Source organism: Devosia sp. (assembly GCF_014860165.1).
Taxonomy (GTDB): domain Bacteria; phylum Pseudomonadota; class Alphaproteobacteria; order Rhizobiales; family Devosiaceae; genus Devosia.
Genome location: NZ_JACZKG010000025.1, coordinates 1 through 17966 on the forward strand (window position 1 = coordinate 1; position 17966 = coordinate 17966).

At 63.0% G+C, this 17966-nt stretch carries 19 protein-coding genes and 2 tRNA genes; 7 read left to right on the forward strand and 14 right to left on the reverse strand.

From position 1 onward, the window contains the following. The 9 genes from nuoB to IH615_RS05810 all read right to left on the reverse strand — a co-directional run. Positions 1-377: NADH-quinone oxidoreductase subunit NuoB (gene nuoB / locus IH615_RS05770; protein WP_291360568.1), on the reverse strand; the 377-nt coding region annotated here is incomplete at its 3' end. Further along, a complete protein-coding gene (locus IH615_RS05775) occupies positions 368-733 on the reverse strand; it encodes an NADH-quinone oxidoreductase subunit A (RefSeq protein WP_291360570.1) in 366 nt (121 codons plus the stop codon). The genes nuoB and IH615_RS05775, both read right to left, overlap by 10 nt. Before the next feature lie 369 nt (positions 734-1102). After that, positions 1103-1681 (reverse strand): hypothetical protein, encoded by a 579-nt coding sequence (locus IH615_RS05780; RefSeq protein ID WP_291360572.1) that lies wholly within the window; start codon positions 1679-1681, stop codon positions 1103-1105. 305 nt (positions 1682-1986) lie between these two features. Beyond that, complete coding sequence (locus tag IH615_RS05785; RefSeq protein WP_291360574.1) at positions 1987-2538, reverse strand: porin family protein; 552 nt, start codon at positions 2536-2538, stop codon at positions 1987-1989. A 241-nt stretch (positions 2539-2779) separates the two neighbouring features. Next, complete coding sequence (gene msrA / locus IH615_RS05790; protein WP_291360576.1) at positions 2780-3505, reverse strand: peptide-methionine (S)-S-oxide reductase MsrA; 726 nt, start codon at positions 3503-3505, stop codon at positions 2780-2782. Positions 3506-3667: 162 nt separating this feature from the next. Then, positions 3668-3744, reverse strand: a tRNA-Asp gene (locus IH615_RS05795). Between the two features lie 254 nt (positions 3745-3998). Further along, positions 3999-4074 (reverse strand) — tRNA-Val (locus tag IH615_RS05800). Positions 4075-4248: 174 nt separating this feature from the next. Further along, positions 4249-4521: an HU family DNA-binding protein gene (locus tag IH615_RS05805; protein WP_056234092.1), complete on the reverse strand. Its 273-nt coding sequence runs from the start codon at positions 4519-4521 to the stop codon at positions 4249-4251. A gap of 206 nt (positions 4522-4727) precedes the next feature. Beyond that, positions 4728-5927: a TCR/Tet family MFS transporter gene (locus IH615_RS05810; RefSeq protein ID WP_291360578.1), complete on the reverse strand. Its 1200-nt coding sequence runs from the start codon at positions 5925-5927 to the stop codon at positions 4728-4730. A 220-nt stretch (positions 5928-6147) separates the two neighbouring features. Here IH615_RS05810 and IH615_RS05815 point away from each other — a divergent pair, with 220 nt between their 5' ends. From IH615_RS05815 to IH615_RS05830, 4 genes are all read left to right on the forward strand, one after another. Next, positions 6148-6468 (forward strand): metalloregulator ArsR/SmtB family transcription factor, encoded by a 321-nt coding sequence (locus IH615_RS05815; RefSeq protein ID WP_291360580.1) that lies wholly within the window; start codon positions 6148-6150, stop codon positions 6466-6468. Next, positions 6465-6932, forward strand: a complete 468-nt coding sequence (locus IH615_RS05820; protein WP_291360583.1) for an SRPBCC family protein — start codon at positions 6465-6467, stop codon at positions 6930-6932. Before IH615_RS05815 ends, IH615_RS05820 begins: the two co-directional genes overlap by 4 nt. 104 nt (positions 6933-7036) lie before the next feature. After that, a complete protein-coding gene (locus IH615_RS05825) occupies positions 7037-7498 on the forward strand; it encodes an SRPBCC domain-containing protein (protein ID WP_291360584.1) in 462 nt (153 codons plus the stop codon). A gap of 17 nt (positions 7499-7515) precedes the next feature. Further along, a complete protein-coding gene (locus IH615_RS05830) occupies positions 7516-7929 on the forward strand; it encodes a GFA family protein (RefSeq protein WP_291360586.1) in 414 nt (137 codons plus the stop codon). Between the two features lie 61 nt (positions 7930-7990). Here IH615_RS05830 and IH615_RS05835 read toward each other — a convergent pair whose 3' ends face one another. The 3 genes from IH615_RS05835 to IH615_RS05845 form a co-directional block, all read right to left on the reverse strand. Further along, the gene (locus tag IH615_RS05835; RefSeq protein WP_291360587.1) at positions 7991-8959 is read right to left on the reverse strand and encodes a hypothetical protein; all 969 of its coding nucleotides are present in this window, start codon (positions 8957-8959) and stop codon (positions 7991-7993) included. A 129-nt stretch (positions 8960-9088) separates the two neighbouring features. After that, positions 9089-11524: an endopeptidase La gene (gene lon / locus IH615_RS05840; RefSeq protein WP_291360589.1), complete on the reverse strand. Its 2436-nt coding sequence runs from the start codon at positions 11522-11524 to the stop codon at positions 9089-9091. Between the two features lie 227 nt (positions 11525-11751). Then, positions 11752-12177 (reverse strand): Lrp/AsnC family transcriptional regulator, encoded by a 426-nt coding sequence (locus tag IH615_RS05845; protein WP_291360602.1) that lies wholly within the window; start codon positions 12175-12177, stop codon positions 11752-11754. Positions 12178-12297: 120 nt separating this feature from the next. Between IH615_RS05845 and rocF the strand changes: the two genes are divergently transcribed. Both rocF and IH615_RS05855 read left to right on the forward strand, forming a co-directional pair. Then, the gene (gene rocF, locus IH615_RS05850; RefSeq protein WP_291360590.1) at positions 12298-13272 is read left to right on the forward strand and encodes an arginase; all 975 of its coding nucleotides are present in this window, start codon (positions 12298-12300) and stop codon (positions 13270-13272) included. Positions 13273-13284: 12 nt separating this feature from the next. Then, on the forward strand, positions 13285-14340 hold the full coding sequence (locus IH615_RS05855; RefSeq protein WP_291360597.1) for an ornithine cyclodeaminase: 1056 nt from the start codon (positions 13285-13287) through the stop codon (positions 14338-14340). A gap of 145 nt (positions 14341-14485) precedes the next feature. Here IH615_RS05855 and IH615_RS05860 read toward each other — a convergent pair whose 3' ends face one another. Continuing rightward, positions 14486-15610 (reverse strand): citrate synthase, encoded by a 1125-nt coding sequence (locus IH615_RS05860; protein WP_291360603.1) that lies wholly within the window; start codon positions 15608-15610, stop codon positions 14486-14488. Positions 15611-15688: 78 nt separating this feature from the next. Here IH615_RS05860 and IH615_RS05865 point away from each other — a divergent pair, with 78 nt between their 5' ends. Then, a complete protein-coding gene (locus IH615_RS05865; protein WP_291360599.1) occupies positions 15689-16771 on the forward strand; it encodes a citrate synthase/methylcitrate synthase in 1083 nt (360 codons plus the stop codon). Between the two features lie 150 nt (positions 16772-16921). Here IH615_RS05865 and clpX read toward each other — a convergent pair. After that, on the reverse strand, positions 16922-17966 hold a 1045-nt coding region (gene clpX / locus IH615_RS05870; RefSeq protein WP_291360601.1), incomplete at its 5' end, for an ATP-dependent Clp protease ATP-binding subunit ClpX.

Sequence of the window (17966 nt, forward strand, 5' to 3'; positions counted from 1 at the left end):
GGCATCTGGTCGTAGACCTTGCGCAGCGCCGGAGCCATCTTGTTGGTCAGCGTACCGGCAACGATCAGCACGTCGGACTGGCGCGGCGAGGCGCGCGGGGCCGTGCCGAAGCGCTCGATATCGTAGCGCGGCATCGACATCTGCATCATCTCGACGGCGCAGCAGGCCAGACCCGTCTGCATCCACATCAGCGAGCCCGTGCGCGCCCAGTTGACCAGCTGGGAAACCGTGGAAACCAGGAAGCCCTTGTCCGCCAGCTCGTCGGTAACGTCGGTGAAAAATGGGTCGGTGGCGCCGGCGGTCTTGTTGGTACGGGGGTCGATCAGGCCAGTGGGACGCGGCGCGACCAGCGTGCCGTTCGATTCGCTCAATCCCATTCCAGGGCCCCTTTCCGCCATTCATAGATAAAGCCGACGGTCAAAACGCCGAGGAAGATCATCATCGACCAGAAACCGAACCAGCCAACCTCGCGGAAGGCCACGGCCCATGGGAACAGGAACGCCACTTCGAGATCGAAGATGATGAAGAGAATCGAGACGAGATAAAAGCGAACATCGAACTTCATGCGCGCATCGTCGAATGCTTCAAAGCCAGCCTCGAACGCCGAAACCTTCTCGGGATCGGGGTTCTTCACGGCGACGATGAAGGGGGCGACCAGCAGCGCCAGGCCAATGAGACCGGCCACGGCGAGGAAGATGACAATCGGCAGATAGTCGCTGAGCAAATCAGTCATGCGGCAGCCTGTTTTTAGTCCGGCCGGGCGACCGGGTGCGAGGGTTGCGCAAGCAATTGGGGCGAGCCAACCAACGCGAACGTTGATGGCTTGGGCTTAGACCTTTGGCTATCCGGTTTCAAGGGAAAGAAAATATGAGAAGAACAATCATGTTTGCTTCGCCGAATATGCGCAACTCTGCGGCAGCCGGGGCCGAGTTCACGGCAATGGCATGCTCGCGCGATGGGTGATTCTAGAAAGGGAAATGGCAGTCGGCAGCGCGCAAAGGGCGGGAAAACAAAACGGCGAACCGCTGCTGCGGTTCGCCGAATTGGGTTCGCAAGACGCTAGGTCGAGAGGGCGGCAAGCCGCCCTGCCCGATTGCAGAACTTAGAAGTGGTAGAACACGCCAACGGTTGCCTTGGCACCCTCGAAGAAGGGGTCGGCAGCGCCGTCGAAGTCGCCCTGGCCAACCAGTTCACCGCGAACGGTGACCGAGTCGGTCACAGCCAGTTCAACACCGGCACCGAGCTGGTACACGCCCTGCGAGAAGCCGGTACGGTTGTTGGTGCCGAGACCGCCGATTGCATAGACGAGAACCGAATCGGTCACGACAGCACCAGCACGCAGGTTGGCGAAGAATTCGCCGGTGCTGAATGCGTTGTTCCAGATGTAGTCGCCGGTGACTTCAGCGCCGATCAGGAAGGGATCAACGGGGATGAAGTTCACGCCGACGGCAGCGCCGAGAACGCCCGAGGTCGAGTTGATCGGATAGCCGGCATAGGTGGAGGCATCGGCGCCAACGAACTGGCCACCAACGCGAACGCCGGCATAGAGACCTTCCCAGTCAAAACCAGCAGCTTCATAGATCGGCTGCGGGGTGGTCGGGATGATCAGATCGGCGGCCTGAGCACCACCAGCGAGCAGCGCGGCAGCAGCCACACCGAGAGAAAGCGAACGTACAAACATATCTTGCACTCCCATAGAGTTAACCGTAGTCGACCGACTAGATGCATCAGGCTAACGCGCGTGACAAGCCTTTGGTCGCCGAATTTGGGCAACGCAGATAACGCCGAATGACCATTTCGGGGCACGTGTTGCGCAGATGCCGCGCAATTGGCCCAATTTGAGACAAATTTGATCTAGCTGGCGTACTCATGGGGCGACGAGGTGTCGCAATGTGGACATGAGTGAGTCTCGCCGTCAAGCGGCCGTATGAATGAAAACGGCCCCGCCTGAGGCGGGGCCGTTGTAGAGGTGGACGGTGAGTCGCCTTAGAAGTGGAAGTTGGCGCCGACGGTGAACTGGTCCTTGCCGTTGGTTCCACCGTTGAGCGGGAAGCCGTGCAGGTATTGGGCTTCAACGGTGATGCTGTCGGTGACAGCAAGTTCGACGCCGCCGCCAAGCAGCACGTCCTGCTCGTCGGGCGGGCCGAGGTCGATGCCGTAGCCACCAGCGGCATAGACGAGAACATCGTCGCTGACGACAAGGCCGGCGCGACCGAGAATCTGGCCATAGGTTGTGTCGCCCACGGCCCCCCCGGTCAGGCCATGCACGGCCACTTCGGCGCCGAGCAGGTAGAAGTCAAACTGCGCATTCACACCGGCCTGAACGCCAAGTCCATATTGTGTGCCGCTGGTCGCGCCGTTCTGCGCGCCACCATAGACGCCGGCGTAGAAGCCGCTCCAGTCAAAGCCGAGCTCCTCATAGACCGGCATTTCGGCAGGCGTGCTGGTCGGAACCGTAATCAGGTCCGCGGCAAAGGCGGTCCCCATCGAAAGGGTGGTGGCGAGCGCCGCAAGCGCCATCTTGTTGAACAAGCTCATCGCTGTTCTCCTTGCTAGTGGACCGTCGGAATGTGGAACGCGGCGCTGCTGCGCCGGTTCCGCCTTGGGTCATGGGGGCCATCCCGAAGTGCGACTCAACACATGTGGGTACGGGAATGGCCGACAGCAACGGTTCTGCTCGGGCTGAGGGGCGAAAAACCGTCCCTCAGGCGGCCAAAATAGGGCGGAGGCAAGGCGTTGCCGATGGGTCACACCCGCCGGCCGCGCCTGCGGGCGGCCTCTAGAGGGTGCCCACCAGCACCGGTTCGTCACGATACGCATCGGGAAACAGCTGCTTGAGCGCAGCAATCTTGGGCAGGTCGTGGAAGACGATATAGGGCCAGGTAGGGTTCAGCGTCAGGAAATCCTGATGATACTGCTCGGCCGTATAGAAGGCCTCGAACGGCTCGATGGTGGTGACGATCGGCCCCTCGAAAAGTCCGGTCGCATCGAGCTGGGCGATGTAGGCGCGGGCGATCTCGGCCTGTTCGTCGCTCACCGGGAAGATGGTCGAACGGTATTGCGTGCCGTGGTCCGGTCCCTGGTAATTGAGCTGGGTCGGGTTATGGGCCACTGAAAAGTAGATCTGCAGCAGGTCACCATAGCTCACCACCGATGGATCGTAGGTGACCTCAACCGCTTCGGCATGGCCCGTGGTGCCGCTGCCGGTCTGCTCGTAAGTGGCCGTGTCGGCGGCGCCGCCCGAATAGCCCGATACGGCCCGGGTGACGCCGTTGACATGCTGGAACACCCCCTGCACGCCCCAGAAGCAGCCGCCGGCAAAGATTGCGGTGGCCGAGGAGCCCTGTTCCGTCAGGTCGGCTGCCGGTGGCGGGATTTCCACGGGAGCCTCCTGTGCGGGTGCCGGCTGATTCCACAGCACGGTCGCCAAAGCGGGCAGAATGAGCAGGGCAGCCAGAACGGAACGGCGGCCGGTGGTGCGGATAGCGACGGAAGAACTGGGCATTTGCAGAACCTTGGTTTGAACAATCTGCACGTCAGTTCGTCTTATATGCGCTCCCGGTTACAGCAGATCAGCCGGTTCACGGCGAAATGAAGCTCATGCGGCGCGTGGCGCAGTTGCCATGGCTTGGTATGTCAAGGAAAACGCTGAAACCCTGGGAAAGGGTGGCGCGAGAGACGGGGCTCGAACCCGCGACCTCCGGCGTGACAGGCCGGCGCTCTAACCAACTGAGCTACTCCCGCAGCGAGGGAACACAAGGCGTTCCTGCAACGTGGCGTCCGTTTACCGAGCGCCCATGGTCAAGTCAAGCGACCAAATCCGGAATGATGCGACATTTTCAAGAACACCGCCCTTCACTGTGGAAAAGCTACGCTTGAACAGCCGCTAGCGCGGAAATGTTGATGTGGGATGGGAGAATGACACGCGCACCGCCACACAGTGGCACTTCGGGGCAATTGGCTAGCACACTGCTAACCTAGACAATGACGGGAGGGGATGGTGGGCGATGACGGGCTCGAACCGCCGACATCTTCGGTGTAAACGAAGCGCTCTACCAACTGAGCTAATCGCCCGCAGGACCGACCGGTCCGAAGCAAGGTGGCCCTGATTAGGGCCCCTGCCCGCCAGCGTCAACCGGCAAAAATGAAATGGCCCCGGCGCGAGGCGCTCGGGGCCGATCAGCATGCCGATCACAGGGCCGGTATGCCGGTCCCTTGGGGACGGTGTTACCGATCCCCTATCGGTTTTTAGTTGATCGCATCCTTCAGGCCCTTGCCGGGCTTGAACTTGGCCTGGTTGGAGGCCGGGATCTTGATCTCGGCGCCGGTGGCCGGGTTACGGCCAGTCGAAGCCTTGCGCTGCGACACGGCAAAGGTGCCGAAACCGACGAGACGGACTTCTTCACCGGACTTCAGCGAGCCGGTGATTGCCTCGAACACTGCGTCAACCGCTTCAGCGGCCTGTGCCTTGGTGATCGTCGCCTTGTCGGCGACGACGCCAACCAGATCGTTCTTGTTCATAGCGTTTCCTCACAGTGAATTGCCCGCCCCGCTGGCGAACCCTGAAACGCGGCAACCCTTGGTCGATTCTGCTCGAAAGGCAAGGATTTCCGGGGTTTTTGCGAGGCCGGACGGTGCAAAGCTGTTAATGGACTGGAAACTTCGACCCTGCAAGTCCGGATTGTTGGTTTTCGCCGGTTTTCCGGGCTTTCCTGCGGATTTCGGAGCTATTCACCGGCCGCAGGAACCGCCGTTGCAGGGCGCCTGATTCCGAGCATCAGGGGAAGTGCCAACAGGTAAATCCCGGCCCCGATAATCCAGATCAGGCCGGGCCATGTGCCCCGAATGCCGAAATAGACGAAGCTGAAGAAGAGCGGCCCGAAGACGGCGGCGAGGCTGACAAGGCTCGCCAGCACGCCCTGCAATTGCCCCTGCTTGTCGGGACCGACCTGCGTCGTGGTCAGCGATTGCAGCGCCGGCATGCCGATGCCTCCCAGGGCAAAAAGCGGTGCCAGGGCGAAGAGCACCCAACCCTGGGTGGCGATGCCGACCAGAACCAGGGCGGTCAGTTCACAGGCCATGCCCACGATCAGGGCCCAGCGCTGACCGAGCCGAGCCACGGCCGGACCAGTGAGAAAGGCCTGGGCGCCGGCATGGAATACGCCGAATGCACCCAGCGACAGGCCGATCATCATGCCGTTCCACTGGAAGCTGTCCTCGCTGAACAGCGCCCAGATGGTGCCGTACATCGTGCCGACGAAGTTCATGATGACGAAGATGGCCATCAGGGGAATCAGCGCCTTGAAGGTCAGCGCCCATTTCAGCGGCTTGAACGGATTGAGCGTGTCCCAGGTGAAGCGGGCACCCGGCGTGCCCTTGCGCGATTCCGGCAGCACGAACAGGGCCAGCGCGAAATTGGCGCCGTTCAGCAGCGCCGCGGCGATGAAGGGGGCACGAACCCAATAGTCGCCCAGCACGCCGCCAATGACGGGACCGATGATGAAGCCGATGCCAAACATGGCGTGGAACAGGCCGAAGCGGCCGGCGCGCTCTTCCTCGCTGGAGATATCGGTGATGTAGGCGGTGGCCACCGCCATGTTGGCGCTGGTGATGCCCGAGATGGCGCGGCCCAGGACGAGTATCCAGAGTTCGGGTGCGAAGGCCATGATGAGGTAGTCAATGGCCGCGCCAGCCAGCGACACCAGCAGCACTGGCCGCCGGCCGAAGCGATCGCTCAGCACGCCGAGAATCGGCGAAAACAGAAACTGGCAGGCCGAATAGAGCGCCAGCATGAGGCCGAGCAGCGTCGCCACTTCGGAGATGTGGCCGACATCGCGGAGCAGTGCCGGCAGGATAGGGAAGATCAGGCCGATGCCCACTGCATCGAGCGTTACGGCGGCGAGAATGACGGTTAGGGCCTTGTTCAAGGGATGCTCCTGTTAGCTCCGCCAGCCGGCAAAGGGAGGTAGGGTGTTCACGGGCGCGTTACAAGCCCGGCGTGCTTATGACGGGTCGTGCTGACAGGATTCGACAGGAGCAGTTCCGCCCCCTGCCCTTCGCGACATGCCGGCAGGAAAATGCAGGCAAATGCCTGCACTTGACATGCAGGTAATCGCCTGCATATTGTAAGGCAGATTTGAGAGAGCAATGGACACAGACAAGGTTTTCAAGGCGCTGGCCGATCCCACACGGAGGCGACTGCTCGATCTTCTCCACGAGAAGAACGGACAGACGCTCGGGCAGCTTTGCGAAAACCTGGACATGGCACGGCAATCGGCCACGCAACACCTCGCCCTGCTGGAGCAAGCCAGCCTGGTGACGACGACCAAACGCGGCCGGGAGAAGCTGCACTTCATCAATCCGGTGCCGCTGCACGACATCTACGAGAGGTGGGTGCGCAAGTTCGAACGCCAGAGGCTAAGCGTGCTGCACGAGCTGAAAACGGAACTCGAAGGAAACGAGGAATGACCGCCAAAGAGAAGACGAGCTTCTTGTACGTGACCTACATCCACTCGACACCCGACAAGGTGTTCGAGGCCATTACCAGGCCAGACCTGGCAAGGCGCTATTGGGGGCATGAGAATGTGTCCGACTGGCAGCCGGGATCGCGTTGGGAACACATCCGGGCCAATGACCAGCGCACGGTCGAACTGGTCGGGAAGGTGATCGAGGCTTCGCCGCCGAAACGCCTCGTCATGACATGGACGAACGCATCGCAGGAGGCCGATCCGGAAAGCTACAGCCGGGTAACCTTCGATATCGAGGAATATGAAGACATGGTGCGGCTGACGGTGGCCCATGACGAACTTGAGGCCGGCGGCGGTATGGCCAAGGGGGTCACCAAGGGTTGGCCGCTGGTGCTGTCCAGCCTCAAATCCTTCCTCGAAACGGGCCGCGGGCTCGACATCTTCGCCAAGCCCAAAGCGGCCTGACGGCCGCCAGTAGCGCCCAACCAACTTTCCATCCGGCCGCAGCCCGTGCCCGTTCTGGGCATGGACAGGTGCGCGCCGGCCACAGACCAGCCAAGGAGCAAGTCATGACGACGACACCAAGCTACACCGCCACCTTCAGGGTGAACCAGAGCCCCGAGGCCGCCTTCGCTGCCATCATCAATCCCCGCGCCTGGTGGACCGGCGCCTTCGAGGGCGACACGACCGCGCTCGGCGACGTGTTCACCTATCGCTACCAGGACATCCACTATTCAAGGCAGGAGGTCACCGAACTGGTGCCGGGCCGGCGTGTCGCCTGGCAGGTGCTCGACGCTGACCTCAGCTTCCCCAAGGACCGGACCGAATGGACCGGCACCACGATCACCTTCGACATTGTCCGTACTGGCGGCCAGACCGAAGTCACCTTCACCCATGTCGGCCTCAAGCCCGAGGTGGAGTGCTACGACATCTGCACGGACGCCTGGACCTCGCTGATCCAGGGCAGCCTCAGGCAGCTGATCGAAACCGGCAAGGCGGACCTGCCCGAGTTGGCCGAGCCTGTGACATGACGCAGGGAGCCCAACCCATGGCAACGTCCTATGCCGGCGGCTGCGCCTGTGGCGCGATCCGCTTCGAGACAGGCGAGCAGCCGATCTTCCAGAACCACTGCCAGTGCCTCGATTGCCAGAAGCGCAGTGGAACCGGCCATAGCTCTTACCTGACTTTTTCGCGTCGGAGCGACATGATGATCACCGGTGAGGCGTCGGAATGGCGCGTCACTGCCGACAGCGGGCACGACAAGCTGCACGCTTTCTGCCCCACCTGCGGTACGCCGGTCTATCTGACCTTCGCTGCCATGCCGGACCTGATCGCGGTCCATGCGACCGCGCTCGATGATCCCGGCCAGTTCAACCCGCAGGCGCTGACCTACAGCATGCGGGGCCATCCCTGGGACGTGATCGATCCGGCGGTGCAGAGGTTCGAGCGCATGGCGGGTTAGCACCCAACGAGGCGTCCGCGCTGGCCAACAAGCGGCGGGCCTTTCGGGCCGCCGTTTCCGGTTAGATCGCCTGGGTTGCCGCCATTCGGGAACCGAACCTGCGAAGGACACGCAAGGCGAGGAGCGTATTCCATCGGCTGGGCTGTCCGACCTGTTCCATCTGGAAATGGACCTGACCGGGATGGGGCGCCGCCAGCAGCCATCTTCCATCCGGCCGCTGCTTCGAGGCGACGATTGTCAGCGCATCCGACATGCGGGAATCCCAGGGTTGGCCGGCGGACCGAAAGTGGTCCAATGCGCGCAGAATGTTGAACTTCCATCGCGGCGGAAACGGAAAGCGCAACATTTGCGGACTTATGATCTCGCCAGTGCGTTGCGAGCGAAACAGCCGGTGCCGGAGCATGAAGTCGCGCGCTGAATCTGCCGCCTCGATCAGCTCGGGCAGCCGATAGGCATAGCCGCTCGCGGCATATTGCTGAATTCCCTCGGCCACCGACAGGCTGGAATGCAATGAGCTGTGCTGCGCGCCCGACGTATTCCTCAGGCAGTTGAACCCGCCATCGTCCATCCGCTGCGCGAGGATGAAATCGACGATGGACTGCAGGTCGGTCTCCGGGGTCTGGAAGTAGGTTGCATAGTTGAGAAACATGCCGTTGACGCAGACATCGCTTGCTGGGATCGACCGGGCCGGGCCAATCCCGCCATCGGGCCGCTTCTCCTCGGAAATGATCTTGGCAATGCTCTGCTGGATTTGCGCATTGCCCGGATCGATCTCCAGCGTCCTGAGGTCGAGCAGGGTATAGTGCGAACTGATCCACTTGGGCTGGTAGAACCGCTCCCCCCAGCTGCCATCAGCATTGCGTGCGGCGAGGAAACGCCGGCCCCACCCTTCATTTGTTATCCGGGCCTGTAACCGCCGGTCCGCATCGTCCAGCAGGTCGCGCCGGGCCTGAAATTCTATGGCGACATCGCCAGCAAGCAGCCAGTCCATCACCGCCGGATCGGCATAGTCTCCCACAGCCTGCTCCACCACGTTTCTCCGTCCCGTGCGCCGATGGAGCCTAGGGCGGAAGCTCGGCGGGGAGCTTGACCCGTATCAAACGCGCAAACAGAAACGGCGGCCCTTGCGGGCCGCCGTTTCTCATTCAGTCAAACCTGCTCAGTGCGGCAGGCCGGCCGTGGCGTCGTCGGAGGCGGCGTCGACCGTGGTGGACACGGCCGGCGTGGCTTCGTCGAAGTTCCACTCGATCGGTTCGGGCTTGCGCACCAGCGCTCGCTCGATGACCTGGTCCATGCGGCTGACCGGCACGATTTCCATGCCTTCCTTGACGATGTCAGGAATCTCGGCGAGATCGCGGACATTCTCTTCGGGGATCAGCACAGTCTTGATGCCGCCGCGGAGGGCTGCCAGCAGCTTCTCCTTGAGGCCGCCGATCGGCAGCACCCTGCCCCGAAGCGTGATCTCGCCAGTCATGGCGACATCGTTGCGGACCGGGATGCCGGTCATGACAGAGACGATGGCGGTCGCGAGGCCAATGCCAGCCGACGGACCGTCCTTGGGCGTCGCGCCTTCAGGCAGGTGGACGTGGATGTCGCGGGTGTCGAACATCGGCGGCTTGATGCCGAAATCGATGGAGCGGGAGCGGACATAGGCCGTCGCCGCCGTCAGCGATTCCTTCATCACTTCCTTGATGTTGCCGGTGACCGTCATGCGGCCCTTGCCCGGCGTCATCACGCCTTCGATGGTCAGCAGCTCGCCGCCAACCGAGGTCCAGGCCAGGCCCGTGACCAGGCCAACCTGCGATTCCGCCTCGATCTCGCCGTGCTTGTAGATATCGGCACCGAGATACTTGGTCAGCTTCTCCTCGTCGATGGTGATCGACTTGACCTTGGTCTTGACGATCTCGGCCACGGCCTTGCGCATCAGCTTGCTGATTTCGCGCTTGAGGTTACGCACGCCCGCTTCACGGGTGTAGCGCTGGATCAGGGCGGTCAGCATCTCGTCGGAAAGCTCGAACTCGCCATGGGCAAGCCCGTTTTCCTTGAGCGTCTCCGGGATCAGGTGCTGCTTGGCGATCGCATGCTTCTCCTGCTCGGTGTAGCCCGAGAGGCGAATGATCTCCATGCGGTCCATAAGCGGGCCGGGGATGTTGAGCGTGTTCGAGGTGGTCACGAACATCACGTCCGAAAGGTCATAATCGACCTCGAGATAGTGATCGGCAAAGGTGTGGTTCTGTTCCGGATCGAGCACTTCGAGCAGTGCCGAGCTGGGATCGCCACGGAAGTCCTGGCCCATCTTGTCGATTTCGTCGAGCAGGAAGAGCGGGTTGGACTTGCCCACCTTCTTGAGAGACTGGATGACCTTGCCGGGCATGGAGCCGATATAGGTGCGGCGGTGGCCGCGGATTTCGGCTTCGTCGCGGACGCCACCGAGCGCCATGCGCACGAATTCGCGGCCGGTCGCCTTGGCGATCGACTTGCCCAGCGAGGTCTTGCCGACGCCCGGAGGACCGACGAGGCAGAGGATCGGACCCTTGAGGGTGCCGGTGCGGCCCTGCACAGCCAGATATTCCAGGATGCGTTCCTTGACCTTCTCGAGGCCATAGTGATCCTCGTCCAGCACCTTTTCGGCGAGGACCAGGTCACGCTTGACCTTGCTCTTCTTGCCCCAGGGCAGGCCGAGCAACGTATCGAGATAGTTGCGCACGACTGTGGCTTCAGCCGACATCGGGCTCATGGACTTGAGCTTCTTGAGTTCCGCCTCGGCCTTGGTGCGGGCTTCCTTGCTGAGCTTGGTCTTGGCGATGCGCTCCTCGATCTCGGCGATCTCGTTGGAGCCCTCTTCGCCGTCGCCCAGTTCCTTCTGGATCGCCTTCATCTGCTCGTTGAGGTAGTATTCGCGCTGCGTCTTTTCCATCTGCCGCTTGACGCGGCTACGGATGCGCTTTTCCACCTGCAGGACGCCGATCTCGCCTTCCATCAGGCCAAGGATCTTCTGGAAGCGCTCGGCGACCGAAACGGTGGAGAGCAGGTCTTCCTTCTCGTTGATCTTGATGACCAGGTGGCTGGCAATGGTATCGGCCAGCTTGCTGTGGTTTTCGATCTGCCCGACGGCAGCGACGACCTCGGCCGAGATCTTCTTGTTGAGCTTCACATAGCTCTCGAACTCGGTGGTGGCCGAACGGCTGAGGGCCTCGATCTCGGTGGCGTCTTCCGCCGGCTCGGGCAGCACGGAAGCTTCGGCCTCGAAATAGTCCTCGGTCTGCAGGTAGCGATCGATCACCGCGCGGCTCAGGCCTTCGACCAGCACCTTGACGGTGCCATCGGGGAGCTTGAGCAGCTGCAGCACGGTGGCAATGGTGCCCGTGGCATAGATCTGGTCGGGGGCTGGATCATCGTCCTGCGCATTCTTCTGGGTCACGACCAGAATATGCTTGTCGTCACGCATGACCTCTTCGAGCGCCTTGACCGATTTCTCGCGGCCGACGAACAGCGGCACGATCATGCCGGGGAAAACGACGATATCGCGCAGCGGGAGAACTGGGTAAACGCGATCCCGGCTTGCTTCGCCGCCCGTGGGATTGACGTCCGTCATCTCGTATCCTTTCCGGGGCGCGCGGGAGGAAGGAGAATTGGTGCGCGCCCGTTGTAGACAGCTCCAAGCTTCGAGGTTGGGCTGATTCCGGTTAATAAATAGGTTCGCCTATGGGGCGCACAAGTCAACCGTTGCGGTTTTGTGACGGTTAATCCGTGAACGCACAGGAGATATGTGCAGCATGCCGGGAACAGCGGTGTGCCTAAGGTTTGCGGTGGATATGGCCCCTACCCCACGCTCCGCCGTGCCTTGAGCAAGATGCTGGTATCTGTGGATGCTATCCCGTCGATCTGCCTGATCTGGCGCAGCAGGTCGTCGAAGGCTTCCACATCAGGCGCTTCGAGTTCGGCCACCATGTCCCAGCGACCATTGGTGTTGTGGAGCTGGCGCACCTCGGGCATGCCGAGCAGGCGCTTCATGACTGCCGCCTCGTGCTTGCCATCGACTTCGACCATGGTGATGGCGCGGATGCCCTGGCTGGGGGCCGCCGCCATGACGACGGTGAAGCCCGCAATGGCGCCGCCGGCCACAAGACGATCGATGCGTGCCTTGGCCGTGGCGCGGGAGACGCCAAGGTCGAGGGCGAGCTTGTTGACCGGCGTGCGGGCATTGGTGCGCAGCAGCGCGATCAGGCGATAGTCGAGGTCGTCCAGGATCATTTTGTGCGCTTGGCCTTATCAAAATGAGCAATCGGTTGCACAAATATAGCACTATTCCGGCTATTCGTACACGTCCCTTCGCGGCACGCTGGGCTCAACATAGGGAGCCGTTCAATGAGCCAGCCTGCCACCCACGCTATCGATCTGTTCGGCATTCCCAGCGATGCCGGTGCGTCCTGTCGCGGTAGCGGCATGGGACCGGAGGCGATGCGGGTGGCTGGTTTGCTGGAGACGCTGGCAACGCTCGGCCACCTGGTGACCGATCGCGGCAACATCACCTGGGATGAACGCGCGCTGGGCGGTACCCCGTGGCGGCTGTCGAACGAGCGCAAGGCCGAGGTGCTTGATATCGCCCGGCAGAGCAGCACGCTGGCGCTGGCTTCATTGGGCGCCGGGCGCCTTCCTGCGTTTGTCGGTGGCGACCATTCGCTCAGCATGGGGACGATTTCGGGCGTGGCCCGCCACTGCGCGCAGATGGGCAAGCCGCTCTTCGTGCTGTGGGTCGATGCGCATGGCGATTTCAACACGCCCGCGACGTCAGAGACCGGCAATATCCATGGCATGCCGTTGGCGCTGCTGTGTGGCGAGCCGGATTTCGGCCCGGAATATGACGGCGAATGGCGCGGGTTGGTGGATCCGAGGAACGTGACGATCTTCGGCGCTCGGTCGATCGACCGGCCAGAGCGGCAGTTGCTGGAAATGCGCGGCGTCGATGTCATCGACATGCGCCGTATCGACGAGATGGGCGTGGTGGCGCTGATGCGCGAAGTTCTGGCGCGGGTGGAAGCCGCTGGCGGACACCTGCATGTCAGCCTCGACGTGGACGCGATCGATCCGGCCATCGCGCCGGGCGCCGGTACGCCGGTGGCCGGCGGGCTGACCTTTCGCGAAGCGCATCTGGTGATGGAGATGATCCATGACAGCGGCACGATGGGCTCGCTCGATATCGTCGAACTCAATCCATATCTCGACCAGGCGGGCATGAGTGCCCGGCTGCTGGTCGACCTGGCGGCGAGCCTCTTCGGCCGCCAGATCATGCCGCGCCAGACGGCGCGCATGGACATCAACGAAGCAGCCAACAGCATCTAGGGAGCGCCAAAAATGACGCAGTTCATCGGGGTCGAAGACATGAGGAGGCTAGTCCGGTCCACCGGCACAAAGGCTTTTCTCACCCAACTGGCCGGCTATGTCCGGTCCGACTTTTCACGCTGGAGCGATTTCGAGAAATCCGCTCGCGTGGCCAGCCATTCGCGCGACGGCGTGATCGAGCTGATGCCCACTTCGGATGGGCAGCTCTATACCTTCAAGTATGTCAACGGACACCCGTCCAACCCCAAGACTGGTAAGCTGACCGTTACGGCTTTCGGCGTACTGGCGGACGTGGAAACGGGCTATCCCCTGCTGATCAGCGAGATGACGCTGCTGACGGCGCTGCGTACGGCAGCGACATCGGCCTTTGCGGCATCGGTGCTGGCGCGGCCCGGCAGCAAGGTCATGGCGCTTGTTGGCGCCGGGGCGCAGTCGGAGTTCCAGGCGCTGGCCTTCCAGGCCATCATTGGCATCGAGGAAATCCGCGTCTATGACCCGGACCCGCACGCGGTCGACAAGTTCATGGCCAATGCCGCCGGATTCGGGATGAAGCTGGTGCGGTCGGGTTCGGTCGAAGAAGCCGTCAAAGGCGCCGACATCGTCACAGTGTGCACCGCGGTCAAAGGCCGACAGGCCGTGGTCAGCGCCAGCATGTTGAGCCCGGGCACCCATATCAATGCCATCGGCGGCGATTGTCCGGGCAAGACGGAACTGCACGCTGATATTCTCGGGGTCGGAAAGTATTTCGTCGAATTCACGCCGCAGACGCGGGTGGAGGGCGAAATTCAGCAGGCGGCACCGGACTATCCGGTGGCCGAACTGTGGGAAGTGCTCGCCGGCGTCAAGGATGGGCGGACCGACGCTGCCGATGTCACGGTGTTCGACTCTGTCGGTTTTGCCATCGAGGATTTTTCGGCCCTCAGGCTGGTGCATGATTTGACGGCGGCACGCCGCAAGCTGGTGGACCTAGTGCCGGAACTTGCCGATCCGAAGAACCTTTATGGGGAGCTGATCGGGACGGTTGCGACGGACGGGCGATCCGCCGCACGAGCCACGGAAGTCGCCTAAATCACCGGCGTTCCCTCGGGCCTGACCCGAGGGCCATTCACCGTTCGCACCGTGTTGATAGTGGCCCTCGGGCCAAGCCCGAGGGAACGCAGTGATTAGGGAGGCATCGCTCCGGCCCGCGGCCGACCTATCCGCCAATAGGGTGCTAACCTCCCACCCCCACATACCTCGCGCGTGGCCTGATGGCCTCGCCGCTGCCGATCTGTTCCATCATATGTGCCAGCCAGCCCGTTGAGCGCGCGAGCGCGAACAGGGTGAAGCCTGCATCGTCAGGCAACTCGAAGCGCGCCGCGAGCGCGGCCAGCGCGAAGTCGATATTGGGAAGGTCGCCGGTGATGCTCTCAGCCGCCTCCCGATAGATCAGAAATGCCGGCGGCGGCTCGAAACTATCAAGCAGCGCCGCGCAGCGCGGATCGCCGTAGGGGTAGAGCGGATGGCCCATGCCGGGCACTTCGCGGCCTTCGCCCAGCCAGTCACGCAGCCCTTCCTCTGCCGCCGCTGCGTAGCGGATGTCCTCAACCAGTGCGCCAATGCCTCGTGATGCCTGGCCGTGGCGGGGACCGCTCAGCGCAGCCAGCCCGGCCAGCGTGCCGGCCCAAAGCGAGGCACCAGTCGAGACCGTCACACGCGCAGCGAAGGTCGAAGCATTGAGTTCGTGGTCGGCCAGCAGCACAAGGGCGCGGCGAATGGCATCGGCGGCCCCGGGCCGGTTCCAGCTTCTTGCCAGGCGCATATGCAGCGGTTCATCCTGGCGTTCGACGCCCGCAAGCGGCTGCGCCAGGGTCCCGAGCACCCGGCCGGCCTCCTGCGCCAGCATGGCGGGATGGCGCGCAAAAACAGCCGGCCGGGCCGCCGCGCCAGCCAGTGCAACAAAGGCCGCCGACACCCCCCGCCCCTCCGCCGGTTCAAGCGCCGGCAGGTTCACCGGCGCCTGCCACAGCAGGGCCGCGATCTCTTCCAGCGTCGCCGTATCGGCCAGCGCACAAGCATCCTGTCCACGATAGAGCAGGCGACCGCTCGCCACGGTGGAAATGCTGGTGCGCAGCACTGGCTCGCCCCAATGCATGGCCTCGGTGGCCACGACTTCCTGCTTGCGGCGGCCGGCGGCGCGCTGGGCCAGCCGGCGCACGTCGTCACCGCGATAAAGGCTGCGGCGGCTGTCATCGGGATCGGGGCGGGCCTTGATGCGGCCGCGGCTGACATTGGCGTAAAGCGTCTGTGGCTGGGTGCCCAGCAGGGTCAGCGCTTCGGCTGAGGTCAGCCAGTCCATGACATTGATCCAATTGGTCAAGATTGACGTCAATATTAACACGTCTACCTTGTCGGCAACAACCATAGGAGCAACACCATGAAGAGTGGTCTCGAAGACGTCGTCGCTGCCGAAACCGTGCTGTCGGACGTTGATGGCAAGAACGGCCGGCTGATCGTGCGAGGGGTGTCGCTGGACGACCTGGTCACCAGCAGCCGTTATGAGGACGTGCTGGAATTGCTGTTTGATGGGTTCTTTCCCATGCGGGGGTCGGTGCAGCCCGCGCTGGGCGCAGCGCGACAGGAAGTGTTTGCGCATGTTGCCCAGACGGACCCTGCGCTCGTCGCACTGCCCCCAGTGGAAGGCATGCGGGCCCTGCTGGCGCGGCTCGACGATGGCGATGACCTGGCGGCAGCGTTGCGGCTGGTCGCGGCCCCATCAGTGTTTACGACAGCCCTGCTTCGGCTCAAGGCTGGGCTGTCGCCGATCGCGCCGGATGCGGGCCTGCCCCATGCCGCAGATGTCCTGCGCATGATGACGGGAACCATGCCCAGCATGCAGCAGGTTTCGGCGCTGGATCGCTACCTGGTGACGGTGGCCGATCACGGCCTCAACGCCTCGACCTTTGCGGCGCGTGTCGTGGCTTCGACGCAGGCTGGGTTGACGTCGTCGGTGCTGGCGGCGCTGAGCGCCCTCAAGGGGCCGCTGCATGGCGGTGCGCCCGGGCCGGTGCTGGATATGCTCGATGCAGCGGCAACGCCGGCCAATGCGCCTGCCTGGCTCGAAAGCGCCTTGGCCAATGGCGAACGCCTGATGGGGTTCGGCCACCGGGTCTATCGCGTCCGCGATCCGCGCGCCGATGCGCTCAAGGGTGCAGTCCGCGTGTTGGCAGGTTCAGGGGCAATCGACCCTGCCCGGCTGGCGCTGGCCGAAGCCGTCGAGGCAGCAGCGCTGGACCTGCTCAAGCGCAAGAAGCCCGATCGGCCGCTCGATACCAATGTGGAATTCTACACGGCGCTGCTGCTGGAGGCGCTGGGCTTCTCGCGCGAGGCGTTTACCTGCGTGTTCGCCATGGGCCGCGTGGGTGGCTGGATCGCCCATGCCCGCGAACAGGCACTGGATGGAAGGCTGATCCGACCGATGTCGGTCTATGTGGGACCGATGCCGCAGGTCGCGGCGTAAGGCCCGAGGTCGCGCCATTCGCAATGACGAGGTCAGCGGCCCCCACCGAGTCATTCCCGCGCAGGCGGGAATGATGTCGCGGTTTGAAGAGACGCATAGAAAAACGCCGGGCTCATCACCCGGCGTTTTCAATTTTGTCGCTCAGAAATCTCACGCCGTTGCGGGCGCGTCTTCCTTCTTGCGCTCGGAGTAGATGTAGAGCGGACGAACGTCCTTGCCCCGCACCACTTCCTCGCTGATCACCACTTCTTCCACGCCTTCGAGGGACGGGAGGTCGTACATGGTGTCGAGCAGGATCGCTTCCATGATCGAGCGGAGGCCACGGGCGCCGGTCTTGCGCTCGATGGCCCGTTCGGCGATGGCCTTGAGGGCGTCCTCGTGGAAGGTCAGTTCGACTTCTTCCATCTGGAACAGGCGCTGGTACTGGCGCACCAGGGCGTTCTTGGGCGCGGTCAGGATTTCGATCAGCGCGGCGATGTCGAGGTCTTCGAGGGTCGCCAGCACCGGCAGGCGGCCGATGAATTCCGGGATCAGGCCGAAACGGACCAGATCTTCGGGAGCGACATCGGCAAGGATCTGACCGACGCGACGGTCGTTAGGGTCCTTGACGGTTGCCGAGAAGCCGATGCCCGAGCCTTCGCCGCGGGCCGAGATGATCTTTTCGAGGCCGGCAAAGGCGCCGCCGCAGATGAACAGGATATTGGTCGTGTCCACCTGCAGGAATTCCTGCTGCGGATGCTTGCGGCCGCCCTGGGGCGGTACCGAAGCCACGGTGCCTTCCATGATCTTGAGCAGAGCCTGCTGCACGCCTTCGCCCGAGACGTCACGGGTGATGGACGGGTTGTCGGACTTGCGGCTGATCTTGTCGACTTCGTCGATATAGACGATGCCGCGCTGGGCCCGCTCGACATTGTAGTCGGCGGACTGGAGAAGTTTCAGGATGATGTTCTCGACATCCTCGCCGACATAGCCCGCCTCGGTCAGCGTGGTGGCGTCGGCCATGGTGAAGGGCACGTCGAGGATGCGGGCCAGAGTCTGGGCGAGCAACGTCTTGCCGCAACCCGTGGGCCCGATCAGAAGGATGTTCGATTTGGCGAGCTCGACATCCGAGTTCTTGCCGGAGTGGGCGAGCCGCTTGTAATGGTTGTGCACGGCCACCGAAAGCACGCGCTTGGCGTATTCCTGGCCGATGACG